Consider the following 19,320-nt stretch of genomic DNA (forward strand, 5'->3'; position numbering starts at 1 on the left):
TAAGTACTTTTTTCTTAGACCAGCACCATACTCCTTATCCATCACATCAACCATTTTATTGAGCACAACATTCTTCATTTGCTCTGTTTCAAGTTGACGTTCAAGCCGTTTGATTTGTTGGGCTGTAGTTTCTTTTGATTTAGGCATGTTTGGCATACATATGGGTTGCGACCAATCAAGTTTACCATGCTTTCGGAGCCAGGCGAGTACAGTACTTCGTCCTTGGATCCCGTAATGCTTTTGAGCTTGTTTATAAGTTAAGTCGCCTTTTTCAACTTGCTCTATGACTGCTAATTTAAAGCCTAACGTATAATCACGTTGTGAACGTTTGGTGCCTGTAGTAATTGAGCTTTTCATTTTAAAGTCCTAAATGTGTAAACACATTTCAGGACGGGACATAGAAAATAAAAAAGCCAATTGCATTATGCAATTGGCTTTTTTTAGCTCTTCAAATTTACATAGAAGAGTAACGGAACAACTTAACCCAGTGTCGGTTTAGTTGGACCCGCTGAGTTTCGGCTAGTAACTTGCGAAACAAGTGCTGACTTACCAGATACAGTATGTGATGTTCTTTGCGCTTTCTCTACGAAATCACTTGGAATAACACCATTACTAATAATGGTTTCAGGCTTTGTCATTGGTGCCGATGCTTTACCTGATGTTTTAGTTGCTGCAGCTTTAACTTGACGCTTAATGTTTTTAACTTTAGCACGTACTTTCTTTGGTTTTTCATCAACGGTTACTGCTGGCGTATCTTCAACTACCTCTGCAACAGTTTCTATGCTTGTTGAAGTTTCTACTTTAGCAGGTTCTACCACAAGCTCTGGTGCTGTTGTGGCAACAGGTTGCTCGATAGATACTTGTTCTTCCATTTTAGTGTCTACAACATCAACCGCAGCCTTTGGTGCTATTTCTTCAACAGTAGGTGTTGTGTCTGTTTTAGTCGTTTCAGCCTCTACTTTTATCGGCTGTTCATTAACTTCTTCATCAGCTTTAATAACAGTTTTTGCAGGCTCATCAAAAGGTAAGTTTTGTTGAACTTCATTTTCTGGGTTATTAATAACTTCAGTTAATATCTCAGCGTGAACTTTTTGAACTTGTTCTACAGTCGGCGCTGACTCAGTAACTTCATTTAAAGTAGTATCAGATGAAGTTGCATTTTGCTCAGGGTAACGAGCAGTAACTGGATCTTCAGTAATTTCAGTACTTACTTCGCCTGCTTCTGCACTTTGTCTACGACGTTGGCCGTGAGCTCGCATATGACGAGGAGAACGACGACTTCTTGGACGTTGTTGCTCATCTTTTGCTGTGTTAGCTGTTTGCTCTACAGTGACGGTTTCGACGTTATTCGTTGTTTCTACTACCGCTGAATTTTCAACTTGAATGGTGTCAACTGTACTTGTATCAACAACATTACTTACAGGGGCTGCAGCTTCAACTTTTACATCTTCAACATGCGTATTGTTTTTAACATCAGAATTAACACGCACTTTTTTACGATTGTTACGACGTTGACGACGCTCAGCTACCTTTTCTTCTTTAGGCTTTTGAACACGTTCTTTTTGAGGCTTAGCGGTTGTAGGTGTTGCATTGCTTTGTTTATTAGCACTATCATCGCTGACTTCTTGAGGCTTACGCTTGTCATTACGTGTGTCATTACGACTTTCGTTACGTGAGTCATTGCTTGAATCATTGCGACCTTCATTTCGTGAGTCATTACGATTATTACGACGTTGACCTTGGCGAGCTCTTTGTGGGCGACGTTCACTATTTCTAGTATTACTCTCTGGAGCCTTTTTGGGAGCCGGTTTAACTTCTACTTTTTCTTCTGCAGCAAAAAGTGCTTTAACCCAAGAAACCACACCTGTGATTAAGCTTTTTGATTCAGCTTTACTCTCTACAACCGGCGCGGGCTCTTGCTTCTTAGGCGCTTGTTTAGGCGATGACATGCCTTGTAGTAAAGGTTCTACACGTTTGCTGATTTCTTTATCAAACTTCGGCATTATTGCTTCTTCAGGCACGGCTTGCTTAATAGCCATATCGTAGCTAGCTTCTTCAATACCTTCGTCATTTCTTACGCGAATAACTTCATATTGCGGCGTTACCATATTCGGATTAGGGATAATAAGAATATTTACGCTGTGATGTTTTTCAATATGAAATACAGAACGACGTTTTTCGTTTAATAAATACGTTGCAACAGGCACAGGTACTTGCGCTTGAACTTGTTGTGTATTGTCTTTAATGGCTTCTTCTTCCATTAAACGTAGAATTGACAATGCTAATGATTCAACACCACGAACATGACCAGTACCACTACAACGAGGACAAACACCTTGGCTAGTTTCACCAATAGAAGGGCGTAAACGCTGACGCGACATTTCAAGTAAGCCAAAACGTGAGATACGACCTAATTGAATGCGAGCTCTGTCTTGTTTCACCGCATCGCGCATTCTATTTTCAACTTCACGTTGGTGGCGAACAGGGGTCATATCGATGAAATCGATTACCACTAAACCACCTAAATCGCGCAAGCGTAATTGGCGTGCAATTTCTTCAGCAGCTTCTAAGTTAGTATTAAATGCTGTTTCTTCTATATCTCCGCCTTTAGTTGCTCGGGCAGAGTTAATATCAATTGATGTTAGTGCTTCTGTAGGGTCAATAACAATTGAGCCGCCAGACGGTAAACGTACTTCACGTTGAAAGGCTGTTTCTATTTGCGTTTCAATTTGATAATGGGTAAATAAAGGTACGTCATTGCTGTAAAGTTTAACTTTACTTAAAAAGTCTGGACGAACAATTTCAATGTGCTTTTTAACACTTTCAAATATTTTAGGACGATCAATCAAGACTTCGCCAATATCACGACGTAAATAGTCGCGAATAGCGCGTAAAATAACGTTAGTTTCTTGATGAATTAAGAAAGGTGCAGGACGGCTCGCGCCAGCTTCTGATATAGCATTCCAATGATGTAATAGAACATTTAAGTCCCATTCAAGCTCTTCATATTCTTTACCAACACCAGCGGTACGAACAATTAAGCCCATGCCTTTAGGAAGAGTAAGTTTGCTTAATGATGTTTTTAAGTCAGTACGCTCATCACCTTCGATACGACGAGAAATACCGCCAGCACGAGGGTTGTTTGGCATAAGAACTAAATAGCTACCAGCAAGACTAATAAAAGTAGTTAACGCTGCGCCTTTTTGGCCACGCTCTTCTTTATCAATTTGCACGATAACTTCTTGGCCTTCACGCAATACTTCTTTGATATTAGGACGGCCTTGGAAGCTGTAACCTTTAGGGAAGTATTCTCGAGCGATTTCTTTCATAGGTAAGAAACCGTGACGATCAGCACCGTAATCAACGAACGCCGCTTCTAACGACGGTTCAATACGGGTGATTTTTGCTTTGTAGATATTTGATTTTTTTTGTTCGTGACCAGGACTTTCGATATCTAAATCATAAAGTTGTTGACCATCGACAAGTGCTACACGTAATTCTTCCGATTGTGTAGCGTTAATTAACATACGTTTCATAGTTTGTGTGACTCATTTTAGTCACAACACACCATTGCTTAGAACACAAAGTAATCTATCGCTATGGTAACAGCAACTTGTCAGCCTCACGGGTGTCAATCTTACTACGCCATATTACGCAGCAAGCTGTTAAAAATTCTGATTGTCTTTATAACTGAGGTGATAAACACCACAGTAAAATTGATTCTTTATGTGCTCAGACTGTGTGCTGTGCGCAACAGGAAATTAAGTGCATCGTTAATTTTAGTTCGATAATTTTATCGTGTTTTTCTAATATTTAACGGTTGAAAATATGACTTATTTTTTCTGTTTAATTACATAATCGCTTTATTGCGCCGGACAATATGTTTATGTGTTGTTTTTGACAAGTTACACGCGTCAAATTCACAATAGGCCTTACTTTTAATATCTCGACAATGATGTTTGATAAAATTGTCTAATACTAACGTGGCCGCATATTTGCCTCTTACGTCTCGCTTAAAGCATCCTTTTTACTTGTTACGGCTGAAATGCAGCGGTAACCATCCTATTATCACACTTTATTTATAGATAAGGCAATAAAATCCTCGTTTAAATTGCCTGTAATAGCAAAAAAATATGTTAAACTGCGGGCAATTATGGTTCCTAGTAAAACAGATATGACAGATAGTCCAAAACCTCAAGTTAGATTTTTCACCGTAGACAGCGAAGATGCGGGTCAACGTATCGATAACTTTTTAATGAAAACACTAAAAGGTGTGCCAAAAAGCATGTTTTATCGCCTCTTACGAAAAGGTGAAATTCGTGTCAATAAAAAGCGTACAAAACCTGAGTATAAGTTGGTTGATGAAGACATTATTCGCGTTGCTCCCATTCGCGTGTCAGAAAATACGAATACCGTTTCTACACAATTAAATGTTGTTGCTAATTTAGAGAAGCAAATATTATTTGAAGACGAGCGTTTAATTGTTATCAATAAACCTTCTGGCATGGCTGTGCATGGTGGTAGTGGATTAAGTTTCGGTTTGATTGAAGCATTGCGAGCTTTGCGACCCGATGCGCGAATGCTAGAACTTGTACATCGACTTGATCGAGATACATCAGGTTGTTTAGTTGTCGCAAAAAAACGTTCAGCATTACGACACATGCATGAGCAACTAAGAAATAAAACCGTACAAAAGTATTATCATGCTTTAGTTAAAGGGCGTTGGTCTGCTAAATTGACCCGCGTTACTGAAGGTTTAAAGAAAAATGACTTAAAGTCAGGTGAGCGGGTTGTGGTGGTTGATAATATTAACGGCAAAGAATCTGAAACACGCTTCAAAGTACTGCAACATTATAAAAATGCAACGCTTGTGAGAGCCTTTCCTGTAACTGGGCGGACACATCAAATTCGTGTGCATTGTCAAACCAAAGGGCATTCGATTGCTTGTGATGCAAAATATGGCCATGAAGATTTTGATCACGAAATGAAAAATTTAGGTTTAAAGCGCTTGTTCTTGCATGCCGCCAGTATTGAATTTATTCACCCGTTAAGTAATGAACGGATTAAAATTGAAGCTCCCTTAGAGCCCTCGCTGGAAAAATTGTTAAAAAAATTGACTAAAGCGGATGATCAGTAATTAAATCACAAGGTCTGGGTAGAGTGAGGATTTATGATTAGCACAGAATAAGTTTTGTTTTACTGCTCTGAAAATATTTAATTTAAACAGTACCTATATATAGGTACTGTTTTTTTTATTGCTAATTTAAACTAACTTAACTTGCTCAATGCTGCGTCTTAAAATGCTCTGGGCTTAGCTTTTACTGCTCAGCTAAAACATTAACGCCATGTTGCTTTAATAACTCAACCAGTTTAATCAATGGTAAACCGATTAAGGTGTTGGGATCATCACCCTCTAACTTTTTAAATAAACAAATACCTAATCCCTCACTTTTGAAACTGCCCGCACAATTATAAGGTTGTTCTGCGTGAAGGTAGTTTTCAATATCGCTGTGCGAAAGCTCATTAAAATGCACCAAGAAAGGCTCTATTAAGGCGGTTGTGTAATCTAAACCGCTATCATAGACACATAAGCCGGTATAAAAGGCGACGGTTTTATTGCTAAATTTTTCAAGCTGCTTAACGGCGTTTTCAAAATTATGCGGTTTTCCAAGAATTTCACCATCACACATGGCTACTTGATCTGAGCCTATTATCAAGGCATCAGGAAATTCAACTGCAACGGCCTTTGCTTTTTCAATTGCTAAGCGTTCAACCAATGCAATAGGTGATTCGTTTTCAAAAGGGCTTTCATCTATGTTAGGTTTAGCACAGTCAAAGGGAATATTAAGTTTAGCTAAAATTTCTTTGCGAAAAGGAGAAGTGGAGCCTAAAACAAGTTTTTTCATTAATATCACTCAAAATATAAACAGATTACTGTTAATATATGGCCTATCTTTAATTTTTAAACAAATTTAGCTATTTTTCTTTTGACACAGGCCGGTAGGCACTTTATTATGCGCGCCTTATGAAAAATCTTAAACTCCCGATAACGATAGACCCATCTAGAAGCGCACAACGAAAGTTAGTGTGTGACGGATACTTTGAAGTATCTGGGATGAATAGATTGCTTGCTGTGTGTAATACAGGATGTGAGCAGGTCCAAGTAAATGCTAACTTTGATGTGGATGAACAGGGTTTGATAGTAATATCAGGTACCTCATCGGCAACAGTTGCATTAACTTGTCAGCGATGTACTGAAGAGTTCGAGTTGGCATTAGAAGTAAGTTTTACTTTTAGTCCAGTGAAAGACGTTGAAGCTGAAGCTGAGTTGCCGTCATATTATGACGCAATTGAATTAGATGAAAATGGTGAAGTTAACTTGCTAGAGTTAGTGGAAGATGAGTTTTTACTCGCTATTCCTTTAATTCCAAGGCATCCAATCAAAGATTGTCAGTCTCCGGCTGATAGTGTTTGGGGTAAATTGCCTGAAGAGCTAGAACAACCGAATCCATTTGATGTATTAAAAAACTTAAGTAGTTAATTTTAGCTAATAACCGATTTTTAGGAGTAGGCAATGGCAGTTCAAAAGAGCAAAAAGTCTCGTTCAAGACGTGGCATGCGCCGTTCACATGACGCAGTAACGACAACGCATTTATCAACAGATCCAGTATCTGGTGAAACTCATCGTCGTCACCATGTAACAGCTGATGGCTTTTACAAAGGTGTTAAAGTAATCAATAAGTAATCTGTAACGATTACCTTGATTAATCTAACCATTGCGTTAGATGTTATGGGGGGCGATCAAGGCCCCCACGTAACACTTTCTGCGGCAATGCTCGCAATAGAAAACTTCCCCAATCTTCACTTATTACTGTGCGGTGACGAAACTGTCATTGTTGAAAAGCTTTCAAAAAAACAATTTTATCCTCATCCAAGAATAACCTTATTCCCGACAACTCAAGTTGTTGAAATGGATGACAAGCCTATTTTCGCCTTACGTAATAAAAAACAGTCATCAATGCGCAAAGCCCTAGATTTAGTTCATGACGGTCAAGCTCAGGCTTGTGTTAGTGCTGGCAATACGGGGGCGTTGTTTTCAATGGCTCATTTTGTTCTAAAAACCTTACCTGGTGTTGAACGCCCCGCACTGATCTCTGCATTACCTAGTAACGATCCTGAACAGCATGTATTTATGTTGGACTTAGGCGCAAATGTTTTTTGTGATTCTAGTGTGTTATACCAATTTGCAATTATGGGCTCAGTAATGGCAAAAGAAGTCGATGGTATTGAAAACCCTAAAGTTGCGTTGTTGAATATGGGTGCAGAAGATAATAAAGGCAGTGATCACATAAAACAAACCGCGAGTTATTTGCAGGCAAATGACGATATTAATTATATTGGCTTTATAGAAGGTAATGATATTTTTACCAACAAAGCTGATGTGATTGTTTGTGACGGCTTTGTTGGTAATGTAGCACTGAAAACTTGTGAAGGTGTGGCAAGAATGGTCTACACACAACTACAAGAAATTATCAAAAAACACTTTTTAGCGCAAATTATGGGCAAATTGTTGTCACGAACCTTAAAAAAACTGTTTAAACCCATGAACCCCGACCAGTATAACGGCGCAAGTTTGATAGGATTGCGCGGTATTGTGGTGAAAAGTCATGGTAATGCTAATGTAACGGCTTTTTATACCGCTATTATTGAAGCGATTACCGAGGTTGATCGGCAAGTACCAAGCAAAATTAAAGATAAGCTTGAACAGAGTTTGTGCCACAAATAATAATATTTGGGTGGTACTTGATGTTTATATACCTAAGTAATAGATAAATATAAGCTTAACAAAGTACGGCAGCCTAAATCACGTCATGATTTACGCTGGTGCAGTTAAAAATTAAAACTAATTAGGTCAAATAATGCAAAATAATTTAGCGTTTGTCTTTCCCGGTCAAGGTTCACAATCTCTAGCTATGTTGGCAGACTTTGCTGAACATGAAGTAGTACAAAGTACTTTTTCAGAAGCATCTGCAGCACTAGGTTACAATTTATGGCAATTGGTTCAACAAGGACCTGTTGAAAAGTTAAACCAAACAAACTTTACTCAACCTGCGCTATTAACAGCGAGTGTTGCTATTTGGCGTGTTTGGCATGCTAATTCATCAGCAACACCTAAATTGTTAGCTGGACATAGTTTAGGTGAATACTCTGCGTTAGTTTGTGCAGGGGTGTTATCTTTAGCTGATGCTGTTAAGCTCGTTGAGAAACGCGGCGAATTCATGCAGGCGTCGGTACCTGAAGGTGTTGGTGCAATGGCCGCCGTTATAGGTTTAGAGGATGCCATTATTATTGATGCCTGCTTAAAAGCAGCAAATGATGACGTTGTATCAGCAGTTAACTTTAACTCGCCTGGCCAAGTGGTTATTGCAGGTCATAAAGCGGCAGTTGAGCGTGCAGGGATATTATGTAAAGAAGCAGGGGCGAAACGCGTACTTCCTTTACCTGTAAGTGTGCCGTCACATTGTGCATTAATGAAAGATGCAGCAGAAAAGTTAGCTGTAGAATTTAATAACGTTACCTTTAACGAACCTACCATCCCAGTGGTTAATAATGTTGATGTTGCCACTGAAAGTTCGGTTGAAGCGATAAAATTAGCATTAATCAAACAATTATATAGCCCAGTTCGCTGGACCGAAACAATTGAGTATTTAGGGCAACAGGGTATTGAAATTGCAATTGAAGCCGGGCCAGGTAAAGTATTACAAGGTTTATTAAAACGCATTGATAAAACCATAAGTTGTCAATCTGTTAATGACAGTGCGTCGTTAACTAAAGCATTAGAATCAGTAGAGTAAAAAATATGTTTTCATTAGAAGGTAAAGTCATTTTAGTGACAGGTGCAAGTCGTGGCATAGGTAAAGCAATTGCAACTCAACTTAAAGCGTTAGGCGGTAATGTCATTGGTACGGCAACATCTGAACACGGTGCAGCTAATATCAGTGAATATTTAGGTGAAGGGCAAGGTTTAGTATTAAATGTTACTGATGATGCCTCTATCAGTGCTATGTTTGATATTATCAAAGAAAAATATGGTGCGGTGGATATTTTAGTTAACAACGCAGGTATAACGCGTGATAACTTAATGATGCGTATGAAAGATGACGAATGGAATGATATAATTAATACTAACCTAACGTCAGTCTTCAAAATCAGTAAAGCGGTATTGCGCGCGATGATGAAGAAACGTAATGGCCGTATTATTAATATCGGTTCAGTTGTTGGTTCAATGGGTAACGCTGGCCAGGTTAACTATGCGACAGCAAAAGCTGGATTAATTGGTTTTACTAAATCATTAGCCCGTGAAGTAGCTTCTCGTGGCATAACCGTTAACACAGTTTCACCGGGTTTTATTGATACCGATATGACACAAACATTGACGGATGAACAAAAAGAAGGCATTTTTGCTCAAGTTCCGGCAAATCGTTTAGGTAAACCTGAAGAAATTGCGAATGCAGTTGCTTTCTTAGCATCTGATTCTGCGGCATATATTACGGGTGAAACATTGCACGTAAATGGCGGCATGTACATGGTATAACATAGTTTAGCTTATTGGCAGTTTTGTGATAAATTCGAATAAATTATATACAGTCAACAGGTTAGACCAGCAAAAAATTAAAATTAGAAGCTTGCATGGTTGGCTTTTGACGAATAAACTACACACAATTTTGAAAAATTGTATTTTTTAGTAAAGGAAAAATAAATGAGTACTATCGAAGAACGCGTAAAAAAAATAACTATTGAGCAACTTGGTGTAAGCGAAGACGAAGTTAAAGTTGAAGCTTCTTTTGTTGACGACTTAGGTGCAGATTCTTTAGACACCGTTGAATTAGTAATGGCATTAGAAGAAGAATTTGATACTGAAATTCCTGATGAAGAAGCTGAAAAAATTACAACTGTTCAAGCTGCAATCGATTACGTTACTGCTAACCAGTAATAACAAACGAATGTGATTAATTTCAGGCGGTTTAATTACCGCCTGATTTGTTTTTATAGTTTGAAAATATTTAAAAGCATACTCTTAACTTAAGTAAAATTAAGTGATCAGTACGCTAAAATAAAACACCGCTTATATTCAATTCTATCGGAGTCAGCACATCTCATGAGACGCGTTGTAGTTACCGGTCTTGGCATGCTTAGCCCTTTAGGCAACAGCCCTGAATCAACCTGGCAAAATTTACTACTTGGCAAAAGTGGTATATCTGACATTACGCATTTTGATACCACTGGGTATCCAACGCGGTTTGCCGGTCTAGTAAAAGATTTTGATTCACAAGACTATATGGCTCGTAAAGAAGCCAAAAAAATGGATTTATTTATTCAATATGGCGTTGCAGCTGGTGTGCAAGCTATTAAAGATTCTGGTATAGAAATTACTGAAGAAAATGCCCAACGTATCGGTGTTGCTGTCGGTTCAGGTATCGGTGGTTTAGGCCTTATTGAAGAAAACCATGCTAAATTGTTAAAAAGTGGTCCTCGTAAGTTATCACCATTTTTCGTACCTTCTACCATTATCAATATGATTGCTGGTCATTTATCAATAATGTTCGGTATGAAAGGCCCAAATATTTCAATAGTTACCGCTTGTACTAGTGGTGTGCATAATATCGGCCATGCGGCCCGTATGATTGCCTATGGTGATGCTGACGCTATGATTGCTGGTGGAGCAGAGAAAGCGTCAACACCATTAGGAATGGGTGGCTTTGGTGCTGCCCGCGCAATGTCAACGCGTAATGATGCTCCGCAGCAAGCTTCACGCCCATGGGATAAGGACCGTGACGGTTTTGTCTTGGGTGATGGCGCCGGTGTGCTTGTGCTTGAAGAGTATGAGCATGCTAAAGCGCGAGGTGCAAAAATTTACGCTGAACTAGCAGGTTTTGGTATGAGCGGTGATGCGTATCATATGACCTCACCGCCAGCTGATGGTGCAGGTGCGGCTTTAGCAATGAAAAATGCAATCAATGATGCGAAAGTTGATGTGGCTAAAATTGGCTATATTAATGCTCATGGCACCTCAACACCGACAGGTGATATTGCTGAATCCAATGCCGTTAAATCAGTATTTGGTGATTCCGCCTATAAAGTGATGGTTGGGTCAACGAAATCAATGACCGGTCATTTACTTGGAGCTGCAGGCGCTATTGAAGCAATTTTCAGCATACAAGCATTAGTGAATAGTGCTGTGCCGCCGACCATTAATTTAGATAACCCTGATGAAGGCTGTGATCTTGATTATATTGCTCATACTGCACGAGATGCGAATTTAGATTACGTTTTGTGTAATTCATTTGGTTTTGGTGGCACAAATGGCTCGTTAATCTTTAAAAAAGTTTAATCAACTATTTGTATATAAGCTGACATTATTTAATAAAATAGTCTTTTTATTTTAATACAGCTTGAATTCAAATGCTTAAGCCTGAATACTTAACTCTGTATTCAGGCTTTTTTTATGGCAATTATGGCGTTAAGTTTAGTAGATGGACAAAAAGCTGACTCGATATCAATTTATGATCGCGGTTTAGCCTATGGTGATGGCTGTTTTACCACCGCATTAATTATTGATGGCGAAGTAGCTATGTTAGCGCAGCACCTCAATCGTTTGGTAGTACAAAGCCAGCAATTGGGCTTACCTAAATTTGACATAAATGCTTTAAAAGTCAGTATGAGTGAAATCAGTGCGGGCATTAACATTGGTATCGTTAAAGTTATTATTACTTGTGGTAGCGGAGGTCGAGGTTATTCACGCCATGGTGCAGAGCAGGCAAAAGTCATTGTATCAGTATATGATTATCCAAAAATTTATCCTCAATGGCAAAAACACGGTATATCTCTCGGAATTAGTGAGCAAAAGCTGGGTATTAACCCTATGCTTGCTGGCTTAAAACATCTAAACCGCCTAGAGCAAGTGATGCTAAGAGCTGAATTAGACAAACGCCCAGAGGATGATTTACTTGTCTGCGATATCAATGGCAGTGTAATTGAATGTTGTAGTGCGAATGTATTTTGGTTAAAAGCAGGGGAATGGCAAACCCCCATTTTAAATACTGCCGGTGTAGCAGGCTTAATGCGGGCAAATATTTTGCTAAATAATGTGGAAATTCAACAAGGGCATTATTCACTTGCTCAATTGGATAATATTGATGCCATGTTTATTACTAACGCTATTTTAGGTATAGTGCCGGTTAAAATTTTTAATGGTCAACCATTGGATATTTCACGCGTTAAAAGCATAAAAGCTCATGCATAAACCTTGGATGTTATAATATAAAGATGAAAAAAAAATTTCTAAGTTTACCCTTGTTGATTAGACGCACCCTAATGACTTTAACTCTTTCAGTGCTATTAAGTATCTTGGCGATTGTTGTCGTTATCTTCATATCAGATATGAAAGTTCAGCAACAATTAAACATCAAGCAAAGTGAATTTATTACGATTAAGCCCGGTACTTCATTTAATGCTTTTACAAAGCAACTGGTCAATAAAGGGTGGTTGCAAGATCGTCTCTGGTTACGTATTTATGCTAAATTTAATCCTAAAAATAGCCATATAAAGTCAGGGACCTATCAGGTAGAAGCGAATATACGCACTGTAGATCTACTTAATTTAGTGGTGTCAGGCAAAGAACATCAATTTTCGATTACCTTTATCGAAGGTAGCACATTTAAGCAAGTGTTGGCGCTGTTAGCAGAGCATCAACATGTTACTCATCAACTTGCGAATTTAACACCCGCAGCTATCGCAAAAAAATTATTAATAGCGCAAGATAATCCAGAAGGATGGCTGTTTCCTGATACCTACGCATTTACTCAAGATACTGCAGATATCAGTATAATTAAACGTGCCTATGAAAAAATGCAAAGCGCACTGGATATACAGTGGAATAATAGAGCTGCAGATTTACCTTATAAATCGCCGTATCAAGCGCTCATCATGGCGTCTATCATTGAAAAAGAAAGTGGCCGGCATACTGAGCACCCTCGTATTGCATCGGTATTTGTTAATCGCTTAAATAAGAGAATGCGTTTACAAACAGATCCTACAGTAATTTATGGTTTAGGTGAACGTTACCAAGGTGATATAACCTACGCACACTTACGAGAAAAAACCGCTTACAACACATACAAGATAAAAGGCTTACCACCTACACCGATTGCTTTACCCGGTGCACAAGCGCTACAAGCCGCATTAAATCCTGAGTTAAGTAATTACTTGTATTTCGTTAGTAATGGCGCAGGAGAGCACATATTTTCAACGAACTTAGCCGATCATAATCGTGCAGTGACAAAATATCAGCGTAATAAAAAGTAAAGGTTAATCCCTTGCTCTTATTGATTAGCTTGTTTTGAAAATAATTACTGATAAAAATTTTATCATATTAAGTTATATCATAGCGCTAGCGGTCAGATATACTTAATAATTTGTAATTAATATAAGCGTTAAATTAGCGATTAAAAATTGAGACATTATATGAAAAAAGGTTTTATGGTTGTTTTTGATGGTAGTAATGGTGCTGGAAAAACAACGGTTATTAATGAAGTCGAAAAATATATCGCATCAAAAGGTTTAGACGTTGTTTTAACGAGAGAGCCTGGCGGTACAAAAATTGGTGAGAAAATTCGAGATATTATTCTTGATCCCTCAACACCAGAAATGTGCGATATGACTGAATTAATGCTATTTGGCGCTGGCCGAGCGCAACATATTAAAGAAAAAATTAATCCTGCACTAAAAGCAGGCCAAATAGTTATTTCAGATAGATTTGACGCGGCGACATTTAGTTTTCAACACTACGCTAGAGGCATCGATTTACCAAGCATTATGAAAATAAATGATTTAGCATTGAATGGTTTTGTGCCTGATATGAATATCATTTTAGATTTAGACCCCATTGAAGGCTTGAAAAGAGTTAAGAGCCGTGGTGAAGGGCTAGACCGTTTAGAAGATGAAAAATTAGACTTTCTTGTCAAGGCAAGAAATGGTTATTTAACTCAAGCAAAAGCTAAACCTGAGCGTTTTGAAATTATTGATGCTTCGCAATCTAAAGCATTAGTTTTGAGTGATGTGATTAAGGTCATCGATGCTTTAATTTTACAGCACAGTTAATTATCCAAATATCTTATATTTGCTATTTTAAACTTGCGTATTTTAATCTTTATTAAGTACGGCACTTATTAGGCAAATTTAATTAAAGCAGCACAAAGTGAAGTTAACGGTTTTAAATTTTAAGTCGCTAACACTGATTGTTCGTTGTTAGTCTTGCTTTGTAGATTTACGTAAAACTATTTAATTTTTTGACAAACACAATGTTATTCGTTTAATGAAAGCGCGAGATAGAAACGATATAATTGATGTTAATCAAAATCACAGGTGCTAGATAATGATAATACAGCGCTTGAGGCTGTTATTTTTGCCAACAAAGGCTATAAGATGAAAACTTGGTTACTTGCACTTCAACAGCAATTATCGCGACAAATTCGCGAAAACAAACTTCCTCATGCCTTATTATTTTCTGGTGTTAACGGTGCCGGTCAGGAAGATATTGCACAATGGCTTATCAAAGTGTTGCTATGCCAAAATCTAGAGCAAAACTTAAATGAAAATTTAAACCAAGCCAGCCAAGAAAATACCAAGGTAGCGTCATCAATTATTCAGCCTTGTGGTTTTTGCAAAACGTGTAAGTTGTTTGCAAGTGATAGTTACCCAGATCATCTCACTATTGTGAATGATAAAAATACCATTGGCGTAGACGTAATACGTAAATTGGGCCATTTTTTTGAGAGAACGGCTCATATAGGTACAGCGAAAACCGCATTGGTGAATCATGCTGATACTATGACTATATCAGCGGCTAATGCGTTATTAAAAACCTTGGAAGAGCCAACATCTGATAGTTTTATTATTCTAACAACACAAAGCAGTGACTTACTGCTACCTACTATTATTAGTCGTTGTCATGAATTTGAAATACGCCCACCAGTAGGTAAAAAGCTTTTGGCTGAATTTAACCAACAAGGTGATGACGCTTTTGTAAACCTCAGCCATCTTAACGAATTAACAGATGAAGAAACCGCCGTTGCATTTGTGGTTTTTCGTGATAAGGTCAAACACTATTTATGCACTCATCAATATCGTGCAGAGATACTCGACATATTGGTTGAACGTCGTGAAGGCTTTCGATGGTTAGAGAAAATTCTGGTTAATTTAATGCGCGAACAGTGGGGTTGGCCAATAGCAGATAGTAAAAATGGTCAAGTTAACAGCATCAACAAACAACAGTTATGGCAAGTCTATAATTTAGTGCAAGCTGCCAATGCTAAGTTAAAAACATTAGTGCAAGTTAATCGACAGTTTTTAAGTGAAAAACTACTTGTAGATATTAGCGTTGCTGTACAAAACAACAAGCAAAAAATAGAGGGATGATTTTGGAAAACATAACACTTGAATTTATTTCAGATCGTGATTTATATCAATCATATATGCCGTTTATGAAAAATGGTGGTTTATTTGTGCGCACTACGGAACACTTCGAATTATCAACTGACGTGAACTTAATCGTTACATTACCCGATTCATTAGAGCCTTCTCACATCAAGGGTAAAGTTTCTTGGATAACACCCATAGGAGCGCAAAATGGTACACCTGCAGGAATAGGCGTTAGCTTTGTCGAAGACCCTGACCATATTCGAAATCAAATTGATAAGTCGATAGGGCGTTTATTGAATTCTTCAGAGCCCACTTTATCCATGTAAAAAACTTATTTTGATTTCATTGAAATAGCATTAGTCAGTGTAATGCCAATTGAATTTTTCAAATTGCTGAAATAATTTCATTGGTGTAGTCATTCCCTATTAATTTTAAGCACATTCGTGCGGAGTAACCAGTGTTTATAGATTCTCATTGTCACTTAGACCGTTTAAAACTCGAAGATTTTGACAATAATTTAGATAACGTAATTGATGCAGCACTCGTCGAAAAAGTGAATACCTTATTATGTGTTAGTGTGACGTTACAAGACTTTCCAGCAATGGCAGAACAAACCGCTAAATATGATAATGTCTGGCTAACTTGTGGTGCGCATCCGCTAAATCAAGACGACGAAATAGACCCTGAACAATTAAGAAGTTTAGCGACACACCCAAGAGTTATTGCTATTGGTGAAACTGGCCTAGATTATTTTTACGCGCCAGAAACAAAGCCCGTACAGTTAGACTCTTTTCGCAAACACGTTCGAGTTGCCAATCAGTTGAACAAACCCCTAATTATTCATACTCGTGATGCTCAAGAAGATACATTGGCTATTTTGAGAGACGAGCAGGCGTCAAACGTTGGCGGCATTTTACATTGCTTTACTGAAAGCTGGGAGATGGCTGAACAAGCAATAGCAATGGGTTTTTATATTTCCTTTTCTGGTATTGTTACCTTTAAAAATGCAACAGCCCTAAAAGAAGTCGCTAAAAAAGTACCCTCAGACCGATTTTTAATTGAAACTGATTCACCATATCTAGCACCAGTGCCGCATCGTGGTAAACAAAACCAACCGGCATATGTGGTTGAAGTTGCAAAGCACCTTGCCAGTATTAGAGGTACCTCTGTTGCTGAAATAGCACGTCAATCGAGTGAAAACTTTCATCGTTTGTTTCCACAAAGTGTTATAACTTAGTCTTTTTAGATAAAATAGTATTAGGCAAAAAAATGCCCAAAACTACTGCTAGTATCGGGCTCAGGGGGTAGCTCAAAAAAGTGAGCTTGTGCTAATAAATTGTCAAATTTACTTATCAATAAACATTAAAAATAAAAACCTATATATGATTTCCTCATCTAAGAGGGCAGCGAGCAACAAGTTGACAAATCACCTGTTAAATTAAGTGTAGTGTAAGCTTTTTTAAATGCAAAATTTAATAGCCAATTAATGTATCCCCTTTGTGATAATCATATATATAAATTGTGTACGGTTTTATCATCGTTTTGGTATCCCTGTTGACGAATCACTCGACTAGGTAATCGTGATTTTTTGTGTCATGATATTTTCTATTAAGAACAAAAATAAAAGAGCTAAAGTTTGTTAAATCGTATTTGGAGTGGATTTTTCTTTGTTGCATTTATTTCCTCCGTGGTGCAATGGCTGGTTTTTGATCAAATATTAATATTTGAAGAAATTGTTAACGCAATTTTCGATATGTCGCGTGTCACTGTTGAAATTGCCATTGGTTTGATTGGTATTTTAAGCTTCTGGTTAGGCATGATGAAAATAGCGGAGCATGCCGGTATTATTGATAAAATCGCGCAGTTTATTTCACCACTATTTGTTCGCCTCATGCCAGAGGTACCCAAAGGTCATCCCGCTATAGGTTCAATGACCATGAACTTGTCGGCAAACTTTTTAGGTTTAGATAACGCTGCTACACCGCTAGGCTTAAAAGCCATGCAAGATTTACAATCGCTGAATCCAAAAAAAGACACCGCTAGCGATGCGCAAATACTTTTTTTGGTTTTGAATACTTCTGCGGTTACCTTATTCCCCGTTACTGTTTTTGTTTATCGTGCCCAACAAGGAGCACTAAACCCTACCGACGTTTTTGTGCCTATATTATTAGCGACATTTGCTTCAACTCTGGCAGGATTATTCGCTGTGGCATTTGTACAAAAAATAAAGCTTTATCAGCAAGTGATTTTACTTTATTTAGCCGCAGGTATTGCCTTAGTAGGCGGCGTTGTTGTTTATTTTAGTACCTTAAGTGCACAGTTATTAGCGCAACAATCATCACTGATGGGAAATTTGTTAATATTTAGCACACTGATCAGCTTCTTATTTTTCGCCTTAAAACGTAAAGTGAATGTTTACGACAGTTTTATTGAAGGAGCTAAACAGGGCTTTGAAACCAGTATTAAAATTATTCCCTATCTGTTAGCCATGTTGTGTGCAATAGGGGTATTTAGGGCCAGTGGCGCTTTAGATATTTTGGTTGATGGTATAAGACAGTTAGTCTTGTTTTTTAACGGTGATACCCGTTTTGTTGATGCCCTACCAACAGCATTTATGAAGCCCTTAAGTGGCTCTGGTGCACGTGCCATGATGATAGAAACCATGAATGCCCATGGTGCTGATTCATTTGCCGGTCGTTTAGCCTCTATTGTGCAAGGTTCAACGGAAACAACATTTTATGTTTTAGCGGTATATTTTGGTTCTGTTGGTATTCGATATAGCCGCCATGCCTTGGCCTGCGGACTGATTGCGGATCTTGCTGGTATTACGGCAGCAGTCGGTATCTGTTATTGGTTTTTTGGCTAATCCCCTATAATTGTCGACAGTTAACTATTTTTGTTTTAGGTCAGATAAATAAAACTATAACGTTTATCAAACGGCTTCTAATTTTTAGGTTCACTTTTAAAGCAGCTGTTTCAGCTGATTTAATAACAAATACGTTAACCCTTTACACCTACCAAGCTGTAAAGGTTTTTAACTCATACCAAAGCCTTATTGTCGACAATTTATTATTACTTCCATTGACTAATGATGAGATGTCGTTATTATAACGGCATTGTTTTTATAAGTGTCGACAATAATGGCGTTAGATAATCCTACAACACAAGCTGCAGTTACTACTGCCGACAAGGTTTTTGAGCAAATGTTACACGCCATTGTTGATGGCACCATTAAAGCTGGTAGTAAAATTAGTGAACCAGAACTAGCCAAAAATTATCAAATCAGTCGTTCAACCTTACGTGAAGCACTAAATCGCTTGGAAAAATGTCATTTAATTGAACGTAAAGCCAATGTTGGCTCGCGTGTAGTTGAATGCTCAATTGCCGGGCTATTAGAGATTTATGTCGTACGCGAGGCACTTGAAGGTATGGCTTGTCGCCAAGCAGCAATCAATATGACTGATGATGAAATTCTCGAAATGAAGGCTATGCTCAAGCAACATGCAAGTGCGAAAGCATTACGTGATGGTATTTCATATTATCAAGAAGAAGGTGATTTAGATTTTCACTATAAAGTGATACTCGGTAGTCATAATCAACAACTTATCAATATTTTATGTGGCCAACTTTATCACCTTGTTCGTATGTATCGTTGCCAATTTGGTATGAACAGCCCGCGAGTCACTAAAGCGTTTGATGAACATTCTCGTATTATAGAAGCAATTTCCGATCGCGATGGCGAATTAGCCGAAATACTAATGAGGCGCCATATTGCCGCTTCTCGTAAAAATATTGAAAACAAAATTGCCCAGCAACAATAGCGGTAAGCTTATTTTAAGC

Annotated in this window: 18 protein-coding genes and 1 pseudogene; 16 read left to right on the forward strand and 3 right to left on the reverse strand. The window is 38.1% G+C overall.

What is annotated here, in order from left to right; genetic code table 11:
- A pseudogene (locus H4J38_RS08200) lies at window positions 1-357 on the reverse strand (IS3 family transposase); the annotation flags it as partial.
- Window positions 358-479: 122 nt separating this feature from the next.
- Window positions 480-3,536 (reverse strand): ribonuclease E, encoded by a 3,057-nt coding sequence (gene rne / locus H4J38_RS08205; RefSeq protein WP_182131301.1) that lies wholly within the window; start codon window positions 3,534-3,536, stop codon window positions 480-482.
- Window positions 3,537-4,174: 638 nt separating this feature from the next.
- Between rne and rluC the strand changes: the two genes are divergently transcribed.
- On the forward strand, window positions 4,175-5,137 hold the full coding sequence (gene rluC / locus H4J38_RS08210; RefSeq protein WP_182131303.1) for a 23S rRNA pseudouridine(955/2504/2580) synthase RluC: 963 nt from the start codon (window positions 4,175-4,177) through the stop codon (window positions 5,135-5,137).
- A gap of 181 nt (window positions 5,138-5,318) precedes the next feature.
- Here rluC and H4J38_RS08215 read toward each other — a convergent pair whose 3' ends face one another.
- Window positions 5,319-5,906 (reverse strand): nucleoside triphosphate pyrophosphatase, encoded by a 588-nt coding sequence (locus tag H4J38_RS08215; protein WP_182131305.1) that lies wholly within the window; start codon window positions 5,904-5,906, stop codon window positions 5,319-5,321.
- A gap of 119 nt (window positions 5,907-6,025) precedes the next feature.
- Between H4J38_RS08215 and yceD the strand changes: the two genes are divergently transcribed.
- The 15 genes from yceD (at window position 6,026) to H4J38_RS08290 (ending at window position 19,301) form a co-directional block, all read left to right on the forward strand.
- Window positions 6,026-6,541, forward strand: coding sequence for a 23S rRNA accumulation protein YceD (gene yceD / locus H4J38_RS08220; RefSeq protein WP_182131306.1), 516 nt, complete (start codon window positions 6,026-6,028; stop codon window positions 6,539-6,541).
- A gap of 33 nt (window positions 6,542-6,574) precedes the next feature.
- Window positions 6,575-6,745: a 50S ribosomal protein L32 gene (gene rpmF / locus H4J38_RS08225; protein ID WP_182131308.1), complete on the forward strand. Its 171-nt coding sequence runs from the start codon at window positions 6,575-6,577 to the stop codon at window positions 6,743-6,745.
- Window positions 6,746-6,760: 15 nt separating this feature from the next.
- Window positions 6,761-7,786 carry a phosphate acyltransferase PlsX gene (gene plsX / locus H4J38_RS08230; protein ID WP_220465483.1) on the forward strand — a complete coding sequence of 342 codons (1,026 nt, stop codon included), beginning with the start codon at window positions 6,761-6,763 and terminating at the stop codon, window positions 7,784-7,786.
- 133 nt (window positions 7,787-7,919) lie between these two features.
- The gene (gene fabD / locus H4J38_RS08235) at window positions 7,920-8,855 is read left to right on the forward strand and encodes an ACP S-malonyltransferase (RefSeq protein ID WP_182131310.1); all 936 of its coding nucleotides are present in this window, start codon (window positions 7,920-7,922) and stop codon (window positions 8,853-8,855) included.
- A gap of 5 nt (window positions 8,856-8,860) precedes the next feature.
- On the forward strand, window positions 8,861-9,595 hold the full coding sequence (fabG, locus tag H4J38_RS08240; protein WP_182131312.1) for a 3-oxoacyl-ACP reductase FabG: 735 nt from the start codon (window positions 8,861-8,863) through the stop codon (window positions 9,593-9,595).
- A gap of 165 nt (window positions 9,596-9,760) precedes the next feature.
- Entirely contained in the window at window positions 9,761-9,994 is a 234-nt protein-coding gene (gene acpP, locus H4J38_RS08245) for an acyl carrier protein (RefSeq protein ID WP_077286054.1), read from the forward strand.
- Window positions 9,995-10,159: 165 nt separating this feature from the next.
- On the forward strand, window positions 10,160-11,392 hold the full coding sequence (gene fabF / locus H4J38_RS08250; RefSeq protein WP_182131314.1) for a beta-ketoacyl-ACP synthase II: 1,233 nt from the start codon (window positions 10,160-10,162) through the stop codon (window positions 11,390-11,392).
- Window positions 11,393-11,506: 114 nt separating this feature from the next.
- Entirely contained in the window at window positions 11,507-12,304 is a 798-nt protein-coding gene (pabC, locus tag H4J38_RS08255) for an aminodeoxychorismate lyase (RefSeq protein ID WP_220465484.1), read from the forward strand.
- A 23-nt stretch (window positions 12,305-12,327) separates the two neighbouring features.
- Entirely contained in the window at window positions 12,328-13,365 is a 1,038-nt protein-coding gene (gene mltG, locus H4J38_RS08260; protein WP_259365448.1) for an endolytic transglycosylase MltG, read from the forward strand.
- A gap of 159 nt (window positions 13,366-13,524) precedes the next feature.
- A complete protein-coding gene (gene tmk / locus H4J38_RS08265) occupies window positions 13,525-14,160 on the forward strand; it encodes a dTMP kinase (RefSeq protein ID WP_182131318.1) in 636 nt (211 codons plus the stop codon).
- Window positions 14,161-14,484: 324 nt separating this feature from the next.
- Window positions 14,485-15,477, forward strand: a complete 993-nt coding sequence (locus H4J38_RS08270; RefSeq protein ID WP_182131320.1) for a DNA polymerase III subunit delta' — start codon at window positions 14,485-14,487, stop codon at window positions 15,475-15,477.
- Complete coding sequence (locus tag H4J38_RS08275) at window positions 15,474-15,806, forward strand: PilZ domain-containing protein (RefSeq protein WP_182131322.1); 333 nt, start codon at window positions 15,474-15,476, stop codon at window positions 15,804-15,806. Before H4J38_RS08270 ends, H4J38_RS08275 begins: the two co-directional genes overlap by 4 nt.
- Window positions 15,807-15,937: 131 nt before the next feature.
- A complete protein-coding gene (locus H4J38_RS08280) occupies window positions 15,938-16,717 on the forward strand; it encodes a TatD family hydrolase (protein WP_182131324.1) in 780 nt (259 codons plus the stop codon).
- A 399-nt stretch (window positions 16,718-17,116) separates the two neighbouring features.
- Window positions 17,117-18,346 (forward strand): nucleoside recognition domain-containing protein, encoded by a 1,230-nt coding sequence (locus H4J38_RS08285; RefSeq protein WP_182131326.1) that lies wholly within the window; start codon window positions 17,117-17,119, stop codon window positions 18,344-18,346.
- Between the two features lie 274 nt (window positions 18,347-18,620).
- Window positions 18,621-19,301 carry a GntR family transcriptional regulator gene (locus tag H4J38_RS08290; protein WP_182131327.1) on the forward strand — a complete coding sequence of 227 codons (681 nt, stop codon included), beginning with the start codon at window positions 18,621-18,623 and terminating at the stop codon, window positions 19,299-19,301.
- The last annotated feature ends 19 nt before the right edge of the window (window positions 19,302-19,320 follow it).

Origin of the sequence: Colwellia sp. BRX10-3 (assembly GCF_014077505.1) — a bacterium.
In the GTDB taxonomy this organism is placed as follows: domain Bacteria; phylum Pseudomonadota; class Gammaproteobacteria; order Enterobacterales; family Alteromonadaceae; genus Cognaticolwellia.